Below are 16,889 nucleotides of genomic sequence, written 5' to 3'. Positions count from 1 at the left end.
ACGGCGTGGTCAAGGAAATCAAGGTCAAGCTCGACGACAAGCTCTCGCAGGGTGACGTGGTGGTGGTGCTGGAGGCTGCCGGTGCCGCACCCGCAGCGGCCAAGGCCGTCCCGGGCAGCAAGCCGCCGGTGACCCCGTCGCACCGCGCACCGGACCCGGCCGTGGCCGCCAAGGCACTGCCATCGACCGGCCGCGCCGCCGACATCGAATGCCGCATCGTGGTGCTGGGCGCTGGCCCGGGCGGCTACACGGCCGCGTTCCGCGCCGCCGACCTGGGCATGGACACCGTGCTGATCGAGCGCTACGCCAGCCTCGGTGGCGTCTGCCTCAATGTCGGCTGCATCCCGTCCAAGGCCCTGCTGCACGCGGCCGAGATCATCGACCATGCCGCGCATGCCGATGAACTGGGCATCGCGTACGGCGCGCCGAAGATCAGCCTGGACAAGCTGCGCAGCTACAAGGAAAAGGTCGTCGGCCAGCTGACCAAGGGCCTGGCCGGCATGGCCAAGCAGCGCAAGATCCGTACCGTGCAGGGCGTGGCCAGGTTCGTTTCGGCCAACGAGCTGGAAATCACCGCCGACGACGGCAAGACCCAGCTGCTGCGCTTCGAGCAGTGCATCATCGCCGCCGGTTCGCAGGCAGTGAAGCTGCCGAACTTCCCGTGGGACGACAAGCGCGTGATGGATTCCACCGACGCGCTGGAACTGGCCGAAGTGCCGGGTTCGCTGCTGGTCGTCGGCGGCGGCATCATCGGCCTGGAAATGGCCACCGTGTACAGCGCGCTGGGTGCCAAGGTCACCGTGGTCGAGTTCATGGACCAGCTGATGCCGGGCGCCGACAAGGACCTGGTCAAGCCGCTGGCCGACCGTCTGAAGAAGCAGGGCATCGAGGTCCACCTCAAGACCAAGGCCTCGGGCGTGACCGCCGACAAGAAGGGCATCACCGTCACCTTCGAGGCCGCCACCGAGGGCGAGAAGCCGGCGATGGAAAGCGGCACCTTCGATCGCGTGCTGGTGGCCGTCGGCCGCTCGGCCAACGGCAGGAAGATCGATGCCGACAAGGCCGGCGTCGAAGTCACCGACCGCGGCTTCATCCCGGTCGATCGCCAGATGCGCACCAACGTGCCGCACATCTTCGCCATCGGCGACATCGTCGGTAACCCGATGCTGGCCCACAAGGCCACGCACGAAGGCAAGCTGGCGGCCGAAGTGGCCTTCGGCGAGAAGAAGGAGTGGGTGGCGCGGGTGATCCCGTCGGTGGCCTACACCAACCCGGAGATCGCGTGGGTGGGTGTCACGGAGACCGAGGCCAAGGCCAAGGGCCTGAAGGTCGGCGTGGCCAAGTTCCCGTGGGCGGCCAGCGGCCGCGCCATCGGCATCGCGCGTACCGAAGGCTTCACCAAGCTGATCTTCGATGAGGAAACCCACCGCGTCATCGGTGGCGCCATCGTCGGCGTGCACGCCGGTGAACTGCTGGCCGAGATCGGCCTGGCCATCGAGATGGGTGCCGAGGCCGAGGACATCGGTCACACCATCCATGCCCACCCGACCCTGAGCGAGTCGGTGGCGATGGCCTCGGAGATCTACGACGGCACCATCACCGACCTGTACCTTCCGAAGAAGAAGTAAGCTGCATACGAAGTGATCGTCACGACGCCCCTTCACCGGGGCGTCGTTGTTTGCGGATGTCGCAGGGGAGAATGGGAATGTTGCGAGCGGTCGCGGTGATGGCGGTATTGGCATGCGCAGGCAACGCCTGCGCCGAGGAAGAAGACCCGGAGCTGGCGGCGGCATTGCTGAAGTGCCCTGCAGCGGCGGTTTTCGCCAAGGCCGAGGAAGCACGCAAGGCCGAGGACGCGCGCCGATGGGCCGGCATCACGCCCAGTGCGCCACCGCTGCGCGAGCAGCTGCTGGAAATGGCACGCGTCGACCAGGAGGCGCGTGACGGCGACTGGTCGCAGGAGATGATCACGAAGATGCTGGCGGTGGACGCCGCCAACCTGCCGAGGATCAAGCAGATCGTCGCCGACCATCACGGCCTGCCGGGCGTGCGTGAAGTGGGCGCCGATGGCATGGCCGCAGCATGGTTGCTGGTGCAGCATGCCGACACCGATGCGGCCTTCCAGCAGCAGGTGCTGGAGGGCCTGGCGCCGAAGGTGGACAGCGGTGAAGTCTCCGCGCGTGAGTACGCGTTGCTGGTTGATCGCGTGCTGGTCAACACCGGCAAGCCGCAGCGCTATGGCAGCCAGCTGGCGGCGATCAGCAGCAGGTGGCAACCCAAGCCGATGGAAGCGCCCGAACAGGTTGATGCGCGTCGTGCCGCGCTGGGCCTGATGCCGCTGGCCGATTACCTCTGCGTCGCCGTGGAGATGTTCCCGGCACCGGCCACCGATGCGGACGGCAAGCTGCTGTAAACAGTGCGGCCGGTAGCTCCGCAGGGGCTTTCCTGCCGAGGCCGCGTGCCGGGCAGGGCTTGGCACCACCACCACACAGCGTGACGTGCCAGGCAGCGCCTGGCACGTACGCCGTCGATCAGAACGACAGGCTCACGCCTGCCAGCGGGCCCTTGAACTCCTGCTTCAGGCCGATCACGCCGTCGCTGCCGCGCTTGTCGGCATCCAGCTTGAACCAGTCGTAGCCGGCGAAGATGCCGAAGTTCTGGTTGAAGTTGTACTGCACGATGGCATTGGCGCGGCTGAGGTCGCCCTTGTAGTCGTCGAAGTTGCCCCAGCGCGTGTTGAGGTACTGGCCCTGCAGGTTGATCAGCCAGTGCTCGGAGGGCGTGAACGTCACGCGCGCGCCGACCACCGGCGCGATGCCGTCGGTCTTCTCGTTGAGGAAGCGGCCCCGGTAGAGGTCGCCCAGGTCGGCATAGGCATCGGCGCTGACCTTGGCGTACTCGGCGCCCAGCTGCAGGCCGACGTCGAACTTCTCGCTGTCCACCACCGAGTAGTCATAGACCAGCGTGGCCACCTGGTACTTCAGCTCGCCCTTGACGAAGCTGCCGGCCGGCACCGTGGTGTCGCCGTAGCTCACCGTTTCGCCCAGCGTCTGGCGGCGATCCTTGTCGTATTTGAAGTAGTCGAAGATCAGGCGCTGGCGGTCGCTGATGCGGAACAGGCCATCCACGCGCGGTTCCCACTCCTTGCCGCCCATGCCGAAATCCTCGGACAGGTTGATCGGCTGGCCACCGATCACGGTACTGCCGCGGATGGTGTTGTCGGTGTCGATGTTCATCGCGCCCAGCCGCAGCGTGAAGCGCGGGTCCTCTTCGGCGGCGTGCACCGGCAATGCATGGAACAGGCCCAGCGCCAGCGCGCAGGGGGCGATCACGGGGAGGAGGTTGAGTTGGCGCATCGCATGCTTTCTCGTGTTGCGGGAAAGCAATGGACTATCGGTGATCGCACGTACCATCGACGTGACCGGAGCGTGCACGCGATGTGCATGCGCGGGCGGAAATCACGGAGCAGGCGAGAGGTGCGGTGAGGTGGTGCCGCAGGGGACGGGCGGCACCACCTCACCCGGTCCGCCGGGGCATTCGACGAGTAATGTCGACGGACACGGACAATCTGACAGGCCGGTTGACAGGAAGTTCCCGCTGCTGCAGCGCAATATCGCCCGCCCGCCCGGCCCCGGTGGGCAGGAGAAAAAACCAGCAAATGCGGCAACTTGCATAGTCAAAAGGGCAGGCTGATGGCGGTTGTCTCGCAAAATGTCCCGCTGTTATACTTTCGCGGCTCGACGAGGCGCCCACGCGCGGCTCGGTTCCCTTTATTCACCTGTGCAGGACACTTTGACGTGCTGAACTCCGTTGACGCGGGTCGGCGACTGATGTTGCGCGCCGCGGTCTATCCGCTGGCAGCAGTGGTGGTCCTGGCTCTGGCCTTCCTGTTCATGGGGCCGAAGTACGCACTTGGCGCGCTCGTCTCGGGCGTGACGGTGGTGGCGGGAACCGTTCTGGCGGCGTGGGTTGGGCTCGGTGGCGGCGTTCAGGCTGCCGGTTCAGCAATGATCCGCCTGTTCCTGGGGTTCGCGCTGAAGATCGTGTTGATCGTTGTTGTGCTGGTGCTGGCGTTTGTCTGGTGGCGGCTTCCTCCTTTGGCGCTGCTGGCCGCAATTCCAGTGGCGCTGATGTTCCAGGTTCTGGCTCTGGCCAGGCGTTGATCCATTTATAAAGGTTCCGGACTCATGGCGGGCGAGGCTCTTACCCCTACCACCTACATCCAGCATCACCTGCAGAATCTGACCGCCAAGGTCGGGGACGGCGGCGCGTTCTGGACCATCCACGTCGATACGATCGTCACCGCGGTGCTGATGGGCCTGCTGATGGTCTTCGCCTTCTGGATGGCGACCCGCAAGGCCACGGCCGGCGTGCCGGGCAAGTGGCAGGCCTTCGTTGAAATCTGCCTGGAGTTCGTTGACCGCCAGGCCAAGGACACCTACCACGGCAAGAGCAAGCTGGTGACGCCGATCGCGATCACCATCTTCTTCTGGATCCTGTTGATGAACCTCATCAAGATGATCCCGGCCGACTTCATCGCCAAGCCGCTGGAATGGGCGGGCGTGCACTACTGGAAGCCGGTCCCGACCGCCGACGTGAATGCCACCCTGGGCATGTCGATCAGCGTGTTCTTCCTGATGGTCTTCTTCTCGCTCAGCTCCAAGGGCCTGGTCGGCTTCATCAAGGAGTTCCTGACCGCTCCGTTCGGCAAGTGGATGATGCCCTTCAACCTGATCCTCAACATCGTCGAGTGGCTGAGCAAGCCGATTTCGCTGGCGATGCGACTGTTCGGCAACATGTTCGGCGGCGAAATCGTCTTCCTGCTGATCTGGGTGCTGGGCGGCGCCGGTGTGTTCGGTGCTGTTGCCGGTGGCGTGTTCGGCCTTGGCTGGATGCTGTTCCACCTGCTGGTGATCCCGCTGCAGGCCTTCATCTTCATGATGCTGTCGATCGTGTACCTGAGCCTGTCGGAAGACAGCCACTGAGTTACAAGCTTCAACCAGTTCCAACCTTCATCCGTTTCATCACCCTTAGCTACTTAAGTTCCTGGAGAAAACCATGTACTTCGCCGTCCTGACCAATCTCGCCCAAGTTCAGAGCTCCACCGCCCTTGCCGTTGGCATCATGATCGGCCTGGCCGCGCTGGGCGCCGGTCTGGGTCTGGCCATCATGGCTGGTAAGTTCCTGGAGTCGGCCGCTCGCCAGCCGGAACTGATCCCGGTCCTGCAGGTCCGCATGTTCATCACCGCCGGCCTGATCGACGCCGCATTCATCATCTCGGTCGCCGTTGGCCTGCTGCTGGCCTTCGCCAACCCGCTGGCTGCTGCCCTGCTGGCCGAAGCCGCCAAGCTGGCAGGCTGATCCAGCTGCAGTGAGACAGTCCGGTGCCTGCTGAAGGCGCCGGGCTTCGGATGAAGGTTCGGTTGCGCCGCCACGGCGGCGCAGCCACCCCCGACACCAGCGATCGAGCTAATTCATGAATATCAATCTCACCCTCTTTGCACAGGCCCTGGCCTTTGCCGCGCTGATCTGGATCATCGCGACCAAGATCTGGCCGCCGCTGTTGAAGGCCATCGAAGAGCGCCAGCAGAAGATCGCTGAAGGCCTCGCTGCTGCCGACCGCAGCCAGAAAGACCTGGCCCAGGCCGAAGTGAAGGTCAACGAGGCGCTGAAGGAAGCTCGTGGCAAGGCCAACGAGATCATCGACCAGGCGCACGCCCGGGCGAACCAGATCGTTGAAGCCGCCAAGAACGAAGCCATCGCCGAAGCCAACCGCCAGAAAGAACTGGCCCAGGCCGAAATCGACGCTGCCGCCAACCGTGCCCGCGAAGATCTGCGCAAGCAGGTGTCCGCCCTGGCCGTGACCGGCGCAGAAAAGCTGCTCAAGCGCGAAATCGATGCCAACGCCCACAAGGCGCTGCTCGACGAGCTGGCCGCGGAGATCTGATAGATGAGCCAGGCCCTCACGCTTGCTCGCCCGTACGCCCGCGCCGCTTTCGCGATTGCGCGCGAGGAAGGCAAGTTCGCGCCGTGGTCGGACGCGCTTGCGTTCTCCGCCCGCGTTGCCGCCGATCCGCGCGTGTCGGCCCTGCTCTCCAATCCGGAGCTGGGCCGCGGCGACGCCGTCGCCCTGCTGGCCCCGGAAGCGGCGGGTGAAACCTTCGGCCGCTTCCTGAACCTGCTGGCCGAGTCGCACCGCCTGCAGCAGCTGCCGGAAATCGCCGGCCTGTTCGACCAGATGCGCGCCGAGGCCGAAAACGTGGTCAAGGCCACGGTGACCTCGGCGGCCGAGCTGTCGGCTGACGAGCTGGAAAAGATCAAGGCCGCGCTGCGCAGGCGCTTCGGCCGCGACGTCGAGGTATCGACCGCGGTGGACGCTTCGCTGATCGGCGGCGCCGTGATCGATGCCGGCGATGTGGTCATCGATGGTTCGCTCAAGGGCAAGCTGTCCCGCCTGCAGACCGCGCTCGCACACTGAATTCAATTTAACGTCCGGCTTGATTGCCGGCACTAGGACTTGACGATGGCTACCACGCTCAACCCCTCCGAAATCAGCGAACTGATCAAGAACCGCATCGAGAAGGTCGCCCTGTCCGCGGAATCGCGCAACGAAGGCACCGTCACCTCGGTGTCCGACGGCATCGTGCGCATCTACGGCCTGGCTGACGTGATGCAGGGCGAAATGATCGAACTGCCGAACAACACCTACGCACTGGCGCTGAACCTGGAGCGCGATTCGGTCGGCGCCGTGGTGCTGGGTGACTACGAGCACCTGCGCGAAGGCGACGTGGCCAAGACCACCGGTCGCATCCTGGAAGTGCCGGTGGGTCCGGAAATGCTGGGCCGCGTGGTCAACGCCCTGGGCGAGCCGATCGACGGCAAGGGCCCGCTGGGCACCCACCTGACCGCCCCGGTGGAGCGCGTTGCCCCGGGCGTGATCTGGCGCAAGTCCGTCGACCAGCCGGTGCAGACCGGCTACAAGTCGGTCGACTCGATGATCCCGATCGGCCGTGGCCAGCGCGAGCTGATCATCGGTGACCGCCAGACCGGCAAGACCGCGATGGCCATCGACGCGGTGATCAACCAGAAGGGCACCGGCATCAAGTGCGTGTACGTCGCGATCGGCCAGAAGGCCTCGACCGTGGCCAACATCGTGCGCAAGCTGGAAGAGAACGGCGCGCTGGCCCACACCGTGGTCGTGGCCGCCACCGCTTCGGAATCGGCCGCGATGCAGTACATCAGCGCCTACTCCGGCTGCACCATGGGCGAGTACTTCATGGACCGCGGCGAAGACGCCCTGATCGTGTACGACGACCTGTCCAAGCAGGCCGTTGCCTACCGCCAGATCTCGCTGCTGCTCAAGCGCCCGCCGGGCCGTGAAGCCTACCCGGGTGACGTGTTCTACCTGCACTCCCGCCTGCTCGAGCGCGCAGCCCGCGTGTCGGAGGAGTACGTGGAGAAGTTCACCGAAGGCAAGGTCACCGGCAAGACCGGTTCGCTGACCGCGCTGCCGATCATCGAAACCCAGGCCGGCGACGTGTCCGCCTTCGTTCCGACCAACGTGATCTCGATCACCGACGGCCAGATCTTCCTGGAAACCGACCTGTTCAACGCCGGTATCCGTCCGGCCGTCAACGCCGGTATCTCGGTGTCGCGCGTGGGTGGCTCGGCCCAGACCAAGATCATCAAGAAGCTGTCCGGCGGCATCCGTATCTCGCTGGCCCAGTACCGTGAGCTGGCCGCGTTCGCGCAGTTCGCCTCGGACCTGGACGAAGCGACCCGCAAGCAGCTGGAGCGCGGCCAGCGCGTCACCGAGCTGATGAAGCAGAAGCAGTACCTGCCGATGTCCATCGCCGACCAGGCGCTGTCGATCTACGCCGTCAACGAGGGTTACCTCGACGACGTGCCGGTCAACAAGCTGCTGGCCTTCGAAGCCGGCCTGCACGCGCACTTTGCCAACACCGCCGGCGAGCTGGTCTCCAAGATCAACGCCACCGGTGGCTGGAACGACGAGATCGAGGCGGCCTTCAAGAAGGGCATCTCCGATTTCAAGAGCACCGGCACCTGGTAACTGCGCAGGTAGAGCGGAGTCATGCTCCGCTTCACACTGATAAAGCGGGGCTCAGCCCCGCTCTACGGGAATAAGAGATGGCAAGCGGACGCGAAATCAAAACCAAGATCAAGAGCGTGCAGAACACCCGCAAGGTGACGCGCGCGCTCGAAATGGTCTCGGCCTCCAAGATCCGCAAGGCGCAGGATCGGATGAAGACCTCGCGTCCGTACGCGCAGGCGATGAAGCAGGTGATCGGCCACCTGGCCCAGGCCAGCACCGATTTCCAGCACCCGTTCCTGGTTGAGCGCGAGAACGTCAAGCGCGTGGGCTACATCGTGATCTCTTCCGATCGCGGTCTGGCCGGCGGCCTGAACAACAACCTGTTCCGCAAGGCCGTGGCCGAGATGCGCGGCTGGCAGGAGAAGGGCGCCGAGATCGACATGGTGACCGTCGGCCAGAAGGCCAGCGTGTTCTTCCGTCGCGTCAACGTGAACATGGTCGGCAGCGTCACCCACATCGGCGACCAGCCGAAGCTGGAAACGCTGATCGGCGTGATCAAGGTCATGCTCGACGCCTTCACCGAAGGCAAGGTCGACCGCGTGTACCTGGTCTACAACCGTTTCATCAACACGATGACGCAGAAGGCCTCCTTCGACCAGCTGCTGCCGTTGCCGGCCAGCGAAACGCAGGTGGCTTCGCACGACTGGGACTACCTGTACGAACCCGATGCCGCGACCGTGCTCGAGCACGTGATCACGCGTTACATCGAGTCGCTGGTGTACCAGGCCGTGCTGGAGAACGTTGCTTCCGAGCATGCGGCACGCATGGTGGCGATGAAGGCGGCGAGCGACAACGCGAACAAGCTGATCGGAACCCTGCAGCTGGTCTACAACAAGGCCCGCCAGGCAGCGATCACCCAGGAAATCTCCGAAATCGTCGGCGGCGCGGCAGCAGTCTGACGCGCACAGTCAAAGCACACATTTAGAGGATGCAGCAATGAGTCAGGGCAAGATCGTTCAGATCATCGGCGCGGTCGTCGACGTCGAATTCCCGCGCAGCGACGTACCGAAGGTGTACGACGCGCTGAAGGTGGAAAACACCGAAATCACGCTGGAAGTCCAGCAGCAGCTGGGTGACGGCATCGTCCGCACCATCGCCCTCGGTTCGACCGATGGCCTGAAGCGTGGCCTGGTCACCGTCAACACCAACCGCGCCATCTCGGTGCCGGTCGGTGCCGGTACCCTGGGCCGCATCATGGACGTGCTGGGTCGCCCGATCGACGAAGCCGGCCCGGTTGCCGCTTCGGACAACTGGGAAATCCACCGCGCCGCCCCGTCGTACGAAGACCAGTCTTCCTCGACCGAGCTGCTGGAAACCGGCATCAAGGTGATCGACCTGATGTGCCCGTTCGCCAAGGGCGGCAAGGTTGGCCTGTTCGGCGGCGCCGGCGTCGGCAAGACCGTCAACATGATGGAGCTGATCAACAACATCGCCAAGGCGCACAGCGGTCTGTCCGTGTTCGCCGGCGTGGGTGAGCGTACCCGTGAGGGCAACGACTTCTACCACGAGATGAAGGACTCCAACGTCCTGGACAAGGTCGCGATGGTGTACGGCCAGATGAACGAGCCGCCGGGCAACCGTCTGCGCGTCGCCCTGACCGGCCTGACCATGGCCGAGTACTTCCGCGACGAGAAGGACGCCAACGGCAAGGGCAAGGACGTGCTGCTGTTCGTCGACAACATCTACCGCTACACGCTGGCCGGTACCGAAGTGTCGGCACTGCTGGGCCGCATGCCGTCGGCCGTGGGTTACCAGCCGACCCTGGCTGAGGAAATGGGCGTCCTGCAGGAGCGCATCACCTCGACCAAGACCGGTTCGATCACCTCGATCCAGGCCGTGTACGTGCCGGCCGATGACTTGACCGACCCGTCGCCGGCCACCACGTTCGCCCACTTGGACTCGACCGTGACCCTGTCGCGTTCGATCGCCTCGCTGGGTATCTACCCGGCCGTGGATCCGCTGGACTCGACCTCGCGCCAGATGGACCCGCAGGTCATCGGCAACGAGCATTACGAAACCGCCCAGCGCGTCCAGCAGACCCTGCAGAAGTACAAGGAACTGAAGGACATCATCGCCATCCTGGGCATGGACGAACTGTCCGAGGAAGACAAGCAGGCCGTGACCCGCGCCCGCAAGATCGAGCGCTTCTTCAGCCAGCCGTTCCACGTGGCCGAAGTGTTCACCGGCTCGCCGGGCAAGTACGTGCCGCTGAAGGACACCATCCGTGGCTTCAAGGCCATCGTGGACGGTGAGTACGACCACCTGCCGGAGCAGGCGTTCTACATGGTCGGCGGCATCGACGAAGCGGTCGAGAAGGCCAAGAAGATGGCTGAAAAGGCCTAATTCCCGCATAGGGCGGAGTTCGCTCCGCCTTCGCGGCATCCTGCGGTGGGCGCAGGCCCACCCAACCAGGCGAAGAGATTTCCATGAGCACCATCCGTTGCGACATCGTCAGTGCCGAGCAGCAGATCTTCAGCGGCGAAGCGACCCTGGTCGTGGCCACCGGTGAGCTGGGCGAGCTGGGCATCGCGCCCAAGCACGCACCGCTGATCACCCGCCTGAAGCCGGGCAAGGTCGTGGTCACCACGGCAGCTGGCGAGCACCTGGATTTCGCCATCTCCGGCGGCATCCTGGAAGTCCAGCCGCAGGTCGTGACCGTGCTGGCCGACACCGCCATCCGCGCCACCGACATCGACGAAGCTGCCGTGCGCAAGGCCAAGGAAGAAGCCGAGCGCGTGCTCGCCAACCGTGGCGAAGCCATGGAGCTGGCCGAAGCACAGCAGCGTCTGGCAGAAGTCACCGCGCAGTTGCAGGCGCTGGAGCGTCTGCGTCGCACCCTCAAGCACTGAGGCTGCCCGCAGCGCATGCGAGAACGCCGGCCCTGGGCCGGCGTTCTTGTTTGGGCGGCTGCAAGGCTGGAGGAAGCGTGCCAGCTCCGTGGAAAGCTCCTCTGACGCAGTGACCACCACCTCCCCCGGAGAGCGGATAAGCGGCGAGTGAGGGTTCCGTGTCGTGGTGGACGTGAACCGGTGCGGCAGGGTGGCAGGGAAATGACGGTGCCATCAGCCGCCGCAGTGCGTCAGCGGTAGATCCAGTAGCGGGAGATGAAGAAGCTGGCGACGGCCAGTACCGCTTCGACCACCGGCTTGGCCAGCCATGCGTACTGCAGGCCGGCGCTGTGTCCGACCAAGCCGACGGCCCAGGTGCTGATGATGGTCAGCACGATCCAGGCAATGATGAAGCGCACCAGATGCCGGCGGCCCAGCGGCGTGCTGGTGGAGAACGTGATCGTGCCGTTCAACCAGAAGCCGAGCAGGGCGCCGGTGATGCGCCCGCAGACGTTGGCCACCTCCAAGGGGACCCCGAAGTGGCTCAGGGCCACGGTGACCGCCCAATCCAGGATCCATTGCAGGAATCCCATCAGCAGGAACAGCCAGCCTTGGCGGGCGAGCGTCATGGCGTGTTTTCCGCGGGGATCGACCACCATTCGACCTGACGGACGGTATCGCGGTGGGTGGCGTGCGCCAACTCCAATGCGGCGCGTTGGGCAGGAGTTACGGTCTCGCTGTGCAGGATCACGTCACTGACCCCTTCGTTCCGCAGTACGGCGAGCCAGGTCTGGCCGCTGGCATCCCCAGCCGCCCCGATGGCTGCCTGTGACAGCGGCGGCGAGTACCAGCTGAGGGTGCGGCCGCGACTGCCAAATTCAGCGTAGAACGCCTGCGCAGGGTCCAGTAGCAGCACGTTGCCTTGCGGCCCGCCGCCATCGCGCATGGCCTTGGCCAGAATGCGTTCCGGTGCGTAGTGCTCCAGCAGCGGCGCGTCGCGCCCCGCGGCTTTCACGGTCTCCTTGATGGCGCCATAGCGCAGCGTCCAGTGAGCGCTTGCCTGGAAGCACAACTGCAGCACGCACAGCCCGATCGCGATCCATGTGGCATGGCGCAGGTTCACCCGGCACATCGCCGTGACCAGCACGGCGGCCAACACCGCCAACCCGGGATAGGCGTAGCGCATGTATTGCAGGGGCAGCAGCGGCAGCAGCAGTACCAGCGAGGCGGCGATGGCGGCGGCACGGGTGCTGCGGTTGAACAGCGCCAGCAGCCAGGGGCCGAGCAGTGCGACCAGCACGAAGCTGCCGCCACCGGCGAACGCTTCGAGGAATCGGTCGGTATGGAAGCTCATCTGCCACAACAGCAAGGGGCTGAAGCCGCTGTGCCAGCGGTCATCGAAGAAGTTGGTGGGCGCGTAGTACGGCGACTGGAACCAACCGTTGAGCAGCGGCAGCACCGGGTTGCCGGCCAGGACCTGGCCGTGCGCGTAGCTCGCGCCGGCGACCGCCAGCCCCAGCAGGAACACCGCGCCAATGCGTGGCAGCGATGGCCAAGGATGGCGGATCAGGGCCCAGAGCAACGGCACCACCGCCATCACCGCGGCGGAGGTCTTGATTGCCGCCAGACCGCCGCACAGCACGGCCAGTGCCAGCCAGAAGCGGAAACTGCCATCGCGGGGGCCGGCGACGAGCGCGAACAGCCAGGCCAGCGCAGCGGCGATCGGCAGCTCGGTCTGCATGCCGCCGGCCAGCGCCGTGGTCAGCGGCTGGCTCAGCGCCACGGCCGCGGCCAGCCAGCGGCCAGCGACGGGTGCATCCAATCGGGCGGCCAGCTGCCAGAACCCGCTGGCGAGCAGCAGCAGCCACAGGGCGTTGACCGGCCCGCGCGCTTCCTGGTGGGCGATCAGCTGGGTGACGGCCTGTACCACGTCCGAGGCCCAGGGCGCGAACGCCCACACCTGATGTTCGGGTGCCGGGCTGTAGAAGCCCTGTTGCTGCAGCTGCCACGGCAGGCGCAGGTGATAGGCCAGGTCGTCGTACTGCAGGGTGGGCAGCCAGCAACTGGCTGCAGCCAGGCCCATCACGATCACGCAGAACGTGGCCAGCCGTGGCGTCGCGGCAACGGCCGATTGCCAGTGGCTGGCAGCTTCATGCAGCGTGCCGGTTACCTGGGTGCGGCGGATGGCCAGCAGTGCCACGCAGGCCAGCAGATACCCCCAGCCGTTGTGAATGGGCAACGTGAGCAGCCAGCCGAGGGTTCCTGCGATCAGCAGCAGGCCGAGCACGGCCTGCAGGCCGATCGGGCCACGCGGGAGCAGCAGGCTACCGGCGGCGATCGCAGCCAGGGCCAGCAAGGCGGTGGCGAACACCGGCAGCGGGCCGGCGAACACGCACAGCAGCACGCCCCACAGGGCCAGTGCCCAGCTTGCCTGCGCACCACGCCACAGCCGGGCCGGAAGCCAGGACAGGCCGGCGACCAGCAGGCCGAGCACCAGCAATTCGCCAGCCCTGCTGAGGGGCCGGGTCGCCCATAACTCCGGTGTTGCCAGGCCAATGAGCAGGGCGAGCGGTCCGAGCCAGACAAGAGGCCGGGCCAGACGTGCAGGAGGCGCTTCCATTCGGTTCTGCAGGAGATAGGGGCGGTCGCCTATGCTATCAGCCAACGAACGCATTCCTGTATTGGCAGGTGGAAAACCGATGAGTCATCCCCTACATGTGATCATCCTGGCTGCTGGCGCTGGCAAACGCATGAAGTCAGTGTTGCCCAAGGTGCTGCAACCCATCGCCGGGCGCCCGATGCTGGCGCATGTCATCGAAGCGGCGCGGCAGCTGCAGCCGGCGGGTATCCACGTGGTCTACGGCCATGGCGGTGAAGCGGTGCGCACGGCCTTCGCCGGACAGACGGACCTGGTCTGGGCCGAGCAGAAGGAACAGCTGGGCACCGGCCACGCGGTCCAGCAGGCGATGCCGGACGTGCCGGACATGGCGCAGGTGCTGGTGCTGTATGGCGACGTGCCACTGATCCGCGCGCAGACCCTGCAGGCGTTGATCGACGATGCGCCGCGCCTGGCGGTGCTGGTCGCCGATCTGGATGACCCGACCGGCTACGGGCGGATCGTGCGCGATGCCGAGGGCAAGGTGGCCGCGATCGTCGAGCAGAAGGATGCCGACGATGAGCACAAGCGCATCCGTACCATCAACACCGGCATCATCACCGCCGAGTCGACCGCGCTGCGGCGCTGGTTGTCGGCGCTGTCCAACGCCAACGCGCAGGGCGAGTACTACCTGACCGACGTGTTCGCCTCGGCGGCCTCGGAGTACACGCCGGCCGGGTTGGTGCACGTGGCCGACGCACAGGAGGCCGAGGGCGCGAATGATCCGTGGCAGCTGTCGCAGCTGGAGCGGGCCTGGCAGCTGCGCGCGGCCAGGGCATTGTGCGAGCAGGGTGCCCGCCTGCTCGACCCGGCGCGCCTGGACCAGCGTGGCACGGTGAAGGTCGGCCGTGACGTGCAGATCGATGCCAACGTGGTGCTGGAAGGCGAGGTTGAACTGGGTGACGGGGTGAGCATCGGCGCGTTCGTGCGGCTGAAGGACGTCAAGCTCGGTGCCGGCACCGAAGTGCGCCCGCACTGCGACCTGGAAGGCGTGGTCAGCGAAGGCGCCGCACAGATCGGCCCGTTCGCGCGGCTGCGGCCGGGCACGGTGCTGGCCGACGGCGTGCACGTGGGCAACTTCGTGGAGACCAAGAAGGCCACGCTGGGCGAGGGCAGCAAGGCCAACCACCTGACCTACCTGGGCGATGCGGTGATCGGCAGCGGCACCAACATCGGCGCCGGCACCATCACCTGCAACTACGACGGCGTGAACAAGTTCCAGACCGTCATCGGCGACAAGGTGTTCGTCGGCTCCAACAGCTCGCTGGTGGCGCCGGTGACCCTGGCCGACGGCGCGACCATCGGTGCCGGCTCGGTGATCACCCGCGATGCGCCGGAAGGAAAGCTGACCGTGGCGCGCACCCGGCAGCAGACCATCGATGGCTGGACACGGCCCGTCAAGAAGTCCTGAGCCGCGCCTGGCGCGGCCGGAGGAGCTGGCGCTGCTGCCGTTGATCGAGCAGCAGGCCGGGCAGCGCCTGCGCGGGCATCCGGCGTGGGCGGTGTTTTCCGCCTGCCCGACCGATGCGGCGGTCTTCGCGCAGGGTCTGCGCGAGGATGCGTTGTGGGTGACCGAAGGCGCCACGGGCGATGTTGCCGGTTACCTGCTGGCCGGCGTGCTGGATGAGGATTTCCACGTGCTGCAGATGGATGTCTTGCCACAGCAGGGCCGCCAGGGACACGGGCGGGCGTTGTTGCGGCATGCGCTGGCGCAGGGCGCCGGCCGCGGACATCGGCGCGCGGTGCTGACCACCCTGAGTGACGTGCCGTGGAACGCCGGCTTCTATGCGAGCGAAGGCTTTGCCGTGTGGCCACGCGAAAGCTGGAGCGCGGCGATGCACGCGGTGATGGCCGAGGAGGCCGCCGCGGGCTTCCCGATGGCGTTGCGCGTGGCGATGCAACGGGCGCTGTGAATGGACGGCCGCGTGCGGCTCAGTCGTGCGGCAACAGCACCGTCACGCACAGGCCGCCCTCGGTGCGGTTCTGCAGCGAGATCCGGCCGGCGTGGGCCTCGATGATCTCGCGGGTCAGGGCCAGGCCCAGGCCGGTGCCGTTGCGCTTGGTCGAGTAGAACGGCATCAGCGCGTTCTGCAGCACTGCTTCGTTCATGCCGATGCCGCGGTCCAGGATCTCGATGCGCAGCCAATGTGGCAGGCGCGCCAGGCGCACTTCCACGCCCTCGCCGGCGGCGCCGTTGTCGTCACTGGCCTCGTGCGCGTTCTTGAGCAGGTTCAGCAGCGCCTGGGCGAACTGGGCCGGGTCCAGGCGGCTGCTCAGGTCCTCCGGCACCGGGTCCATGCGGAACGGGATCTGCTGCTGCAGGCTGTGCAGGAAGTTGGCCCAGATGACCGTCTGCAACTGTGGCTGCGGCAGCTTGGCGAAACGCGCGTAGCCACGGATGAAACCCTCCAGGTGGCGCGCGCGTTCCTCAATGGTGCCGAAGATGTTCTCCAGCCGCTCGGTGCGGTTGCGTCGCACCAGTTCGGCGCCGGAATGGGCGAGCGAGGCGATGGGTGCCAGCGAGTTGTTGAGCTCGTGGCTGATGACGCGGATCACCTTCTTCCAGGTCTGCACTTCCTGGCGGCGCAGTTCGGCGGTGAGCAGGCGCAGCAGCAGCAGTTCGTGCGGGCGGCCGTTGAGATGGAAGTTGCGGCGCGACAGGTGGTAGATCTGCTCGTCGTCCTCATCGCCCTCGAAGGCCTCCGGGTCGCGGACCGCGAACAGGCTGTCGCCGCCGCGCGAGATGGCGTTGCGCAGCTCGGTGGGCATGTTCTCCAGCAGGTCGGGCATGCGCTGGCCTTCCAGCTTCCAGCCACCGTGCAGCAGTTTGCGTGCGGCGACGTTGGAGAACGCCACGCGCTGGATGCCGTCGCCGCCGTCGGTCAACAGCAGCATCGCCACCGGCGTGTTCTGCACCATGGTGTCCAGCAGCAGCTCGCGCTGCACCAGCGATTGCCGCTGTTCGCGCAGTACCTCGCCCAGTTCGGCATGGGCCTGCACCAGCTGGGCGAACTCATCCTTGCCGCGCCAATGGACGCCGAAGTTGTACTCGCCGTCGCGGTAGCTGCTGGTGGTGCCGGACAGGGCGCGCAGCAACGAGCGGATCGGTGCGGTGGCCCGGCGCAGCGCCCACCACATCAGGGAAAGCAGGATCACCGTGGAGGTGGCCACCACCCACCAGCCATGGTCCATCCAGTAGGCCAGCAGCCACGGCAACGCGGCGGCCAGCGCCAGCACCGGCAGCAGGCGCAGGAACAGGGTGAGGGTGAACGAGCGCGACTTCAGCATGGCC

Annotated in this window: 17 protein-coding genes; 13 read left to right on the top strand and 4 right to left on the bottom strand. The window is 66.1% G+C overall.

Annotated elements, in window-relative coordinates:
- A partial coding sequence (gene lpdA / locus AC06FE_RS09390; RefSeq protein ID WP_478072880.1) for a dihydrolipoyl dehydrogenase occupies positions 1-1,628 on the top strand: 1,628 nt, incomplete at its 5' end.
- Between the two features lie 77 nt (positions 1,629-1,705).
- Positions 1,706-2,413 carry a DUF6624 domain-containing protein gene (locus AC06FE_RS09385; RefSeq protein WP_478072879.1) on the top strand — a complete coding sequence of 236 codons (708 nt, stop codon included), beginning with the start codon at positions 1,706-1,708 and terminating at the stop codon, positions 2,411-2,413.
- A 118-nt stretch (positions 2,414-2,531) separates the two neighbouring features.
- Here AC06FE_RS09385 and AC06FE_RS09380 read toward each other — a convergent pair whose 3' ends face one another.
- Positions 2,532-3,356, bottom strand: coding sequence for a hypothetical protein (locus AC06FE_RS09380; RefSeq protein ID WP_478072878.1), 825 nt, complete (start codon positions 3,354-3,356; stop codon positions 2,532-2,534).
- A gap of 441 nt (positions 3,357-3,797) precedes the next feature.
- Here AC06FE_RS09380 and AC06FE_RS09375 point away from each other — a divergent pair, with 441 nt between their 5' ends.
- The 9 genes from AC06FE_RS09375 to AC06FE_RS09335 all read left to right on the top strand — a co-directional run bounded on the left by AC06FE_RS09375 (position 3,798) and on the right by AC06FE_RS09335 (position 10,962).
- On the top strand, positions 3,798-4,163 hold the full coding sequence (locus AC06FE_RS09375; protein WP_192287756.1) for an ATP synthase subunit I: 366 nt from the start codon (positions 3,798-3,800) through the stop codon (positions 4,161-4,163).
- 24 nt (positions 4,164-4,187) lie between these two features.
- Positions 4,188-4,985 (top strand): F0F1 ATP synthase subunit A, encoded by a 798-nt coding sequence (atpB, locus tag AC06FE_RS09370; RefSeq protein ID WP_192287755.1) that lies wholly within the window; start codon positions 4,188-4,190, stop codon positions 4,983-4,985.
- A 73-nt stretch (positions 4,986-5,058) separates the two neighbouring features.
- Positions 5,059-5,361 carry a F0F1 ATP synthase subunit C gene (gene atpE / locus AC06FE_RS09365; RefSeq protein WP_054661978.1) on the top strand — a complete coding sequence of 101 codons (303 nt, stop codon included), beginning with the start codon at positions 5,059-5,061 and terminating at the stop codon, positions 5,359-5,361.
- Positions 5,362-5,476: 115 nt separating this feature from the next.
- Positions 5,477-5,947 (top strand): F0F1 ATP synthase subunit B, encoded by a 471-nt coding sequence (locus tag AC06FE_RS09360; protein WP_132865773.1) that lies wholly within the window; start codon positions 5,477-5,479, stop codon positions 5,945-5,947.
- 3 nt (positions 5,948-5,950) lie between these two features.
- Positions 5,951-6,478 (top strand): F0F1 ATP synthase subunit delta, encoded by a 528-nt coding sequence (locus AC06FE_RS09355; RefSeq protein WP_132865772.1) that lies wholly within the window; start codon positions 5,951-5,953, stop codon positions 6,476-6,478.
- A gap of 45 nt (positions 6,479-6,523) precedes the next feature.
- Entirely contained in the window at positions 6,524-8,071 is a 1,548-nt protein-coding gene (gene atpA, locus AC06FE_RS09350; RefSeq protein WP_192287754.1) for a F0F1 ATP synthase subunit alpha, read from the top strand.
- Between the two features lie 77 nt (positions 8,072-8,148).
- Positions 8,149-9,012, top strand: a complete 864-nt coding sequence (atpG, locus tag AC06FE_RS09345; RefSeq protein WP_132865770.1) for a F0F1 ATP synthase subunit gamma — start codon at positions 8,149-8,151, stop codon at positions 9,010-9,012.
- 37 nt (positions 9,013-9,049) lie between these two features.
- Positions 9,050-10,456 carry a F0F1 ATP synthase subunit beta gene (atpD, locus tag AC06FE_RS09340; RefSeq protein WP_192287753.1) on the top strand — a complete coding sequence of 469 codons (1,407 nt, stop codon included), beginning with the start codon at positions 9,050-9,052 and terminating at the stop codon, positions 10,454-10,456.
- A gap of 83 nt (positions 10,457-10,539) precedes the next feature.
- Positions 10,540-10,962 (top strand): F0F1 ATP synthase subunit epsilon, encoded by a 423-nt coding sequence (locus AC06FE_RS09335; RefSeq protein WP_132865768.1) that lies wholly within the window; start codon positions 10,540-10,542, stop codon positions 10,960-10,962.
- A gap of 230 nt (positions 10,963-11,192) precedes the next feature.
- Here the strand turns inward: AC06FE_RS09335 and AC06FE_RS09330 are convergent, their stop codons facing one another.
- Together AC06FE_RS09330 and AC06FE_RS09325 are read right to left on the bottom strand one after the other, a co-directional pair.
- Positions 11,193-11,570 (bottom strand): GtrA family protein, encoded by a 378-nt coding sequence (locus AC06FE_RS09330; protein ID WP_192287752.1) that lies wholly within the window; start codon positions 11,568-11,570, stop codon positions 11,193-11,195.
- Positions 11,567-13,441 (bottom strand): hypothetical protein, encoded by a 1,875-nt coding sequence (locus AC06FE_RS09325; RefSeq protein ID WP_478072877.1) that lies wholly within the window; start codon positions 13,439-13,441, stop codon positions 11,567-11,569. The genes AC06FE_RS09330 and AC06FE_RS09325 overlap by 4 nt, the downstream gene beginning before the upstream one ends.
- Positions 13,442-13,640: 199 nt before the next feature.
- Here AC06FE_RS09325 and glmU point away from each other — a divergent pair, with 199 nt between their 5' ends.
- Complete coding sequence (gene glmU, locus AC06FE_RS09320; RefSeq protein WP_478072876.1) at positions 13,641-15,008, top strand: bifunctional UDP-N-acetylglucosamine diphosphorylase/glucosamine-1-phosphate N-acetyltransferase GlmU; 1,368 nt, start codon at positions 13,641-13,643, stop codon at positions 15,006-15,008.
- On the top strand, positions 14,977-15,510 hold the full coding sequence (locus AC06FE_RS09315; protein WP_478072875.1) for a GNAT family N-acetyltransferase: 534 nt from the start codon (positions 14,977-14,979) through the stop codon (positions 15,508-15,510). The genes glmU and AC06FE_RS09315 overlap by 32 nt, the downstream gene beginning before the upstream one ends.
- A gap of 19 nt (positions 15,511-15,529) precedes the next feature.
- Here the strand turns inward: AC06FE_RS09315 and AC06FE_RS09310 are convergent, their stop codons facing one another.
- Complete coding sequence (locus AC06FE_RS09310; RefSeq protein ID WP_478072891.1) at positions 15,530-16,882, bottom strand: sensor histidine kinase; 1,353 nt, start codon at positions 16,880-16,882, stop codon at positions 15,530-15,532.
- Between the last annotated feature and the right edge of the window lie 7 nt (positions 16,883-16,889).

It is taken from the genome of Stenotrophomonas sp. Steno-C18 (assembly GCF_056393195.1).
This window is presented reverse-complemented; position numbering and strand designations above follow the sequence as displayed.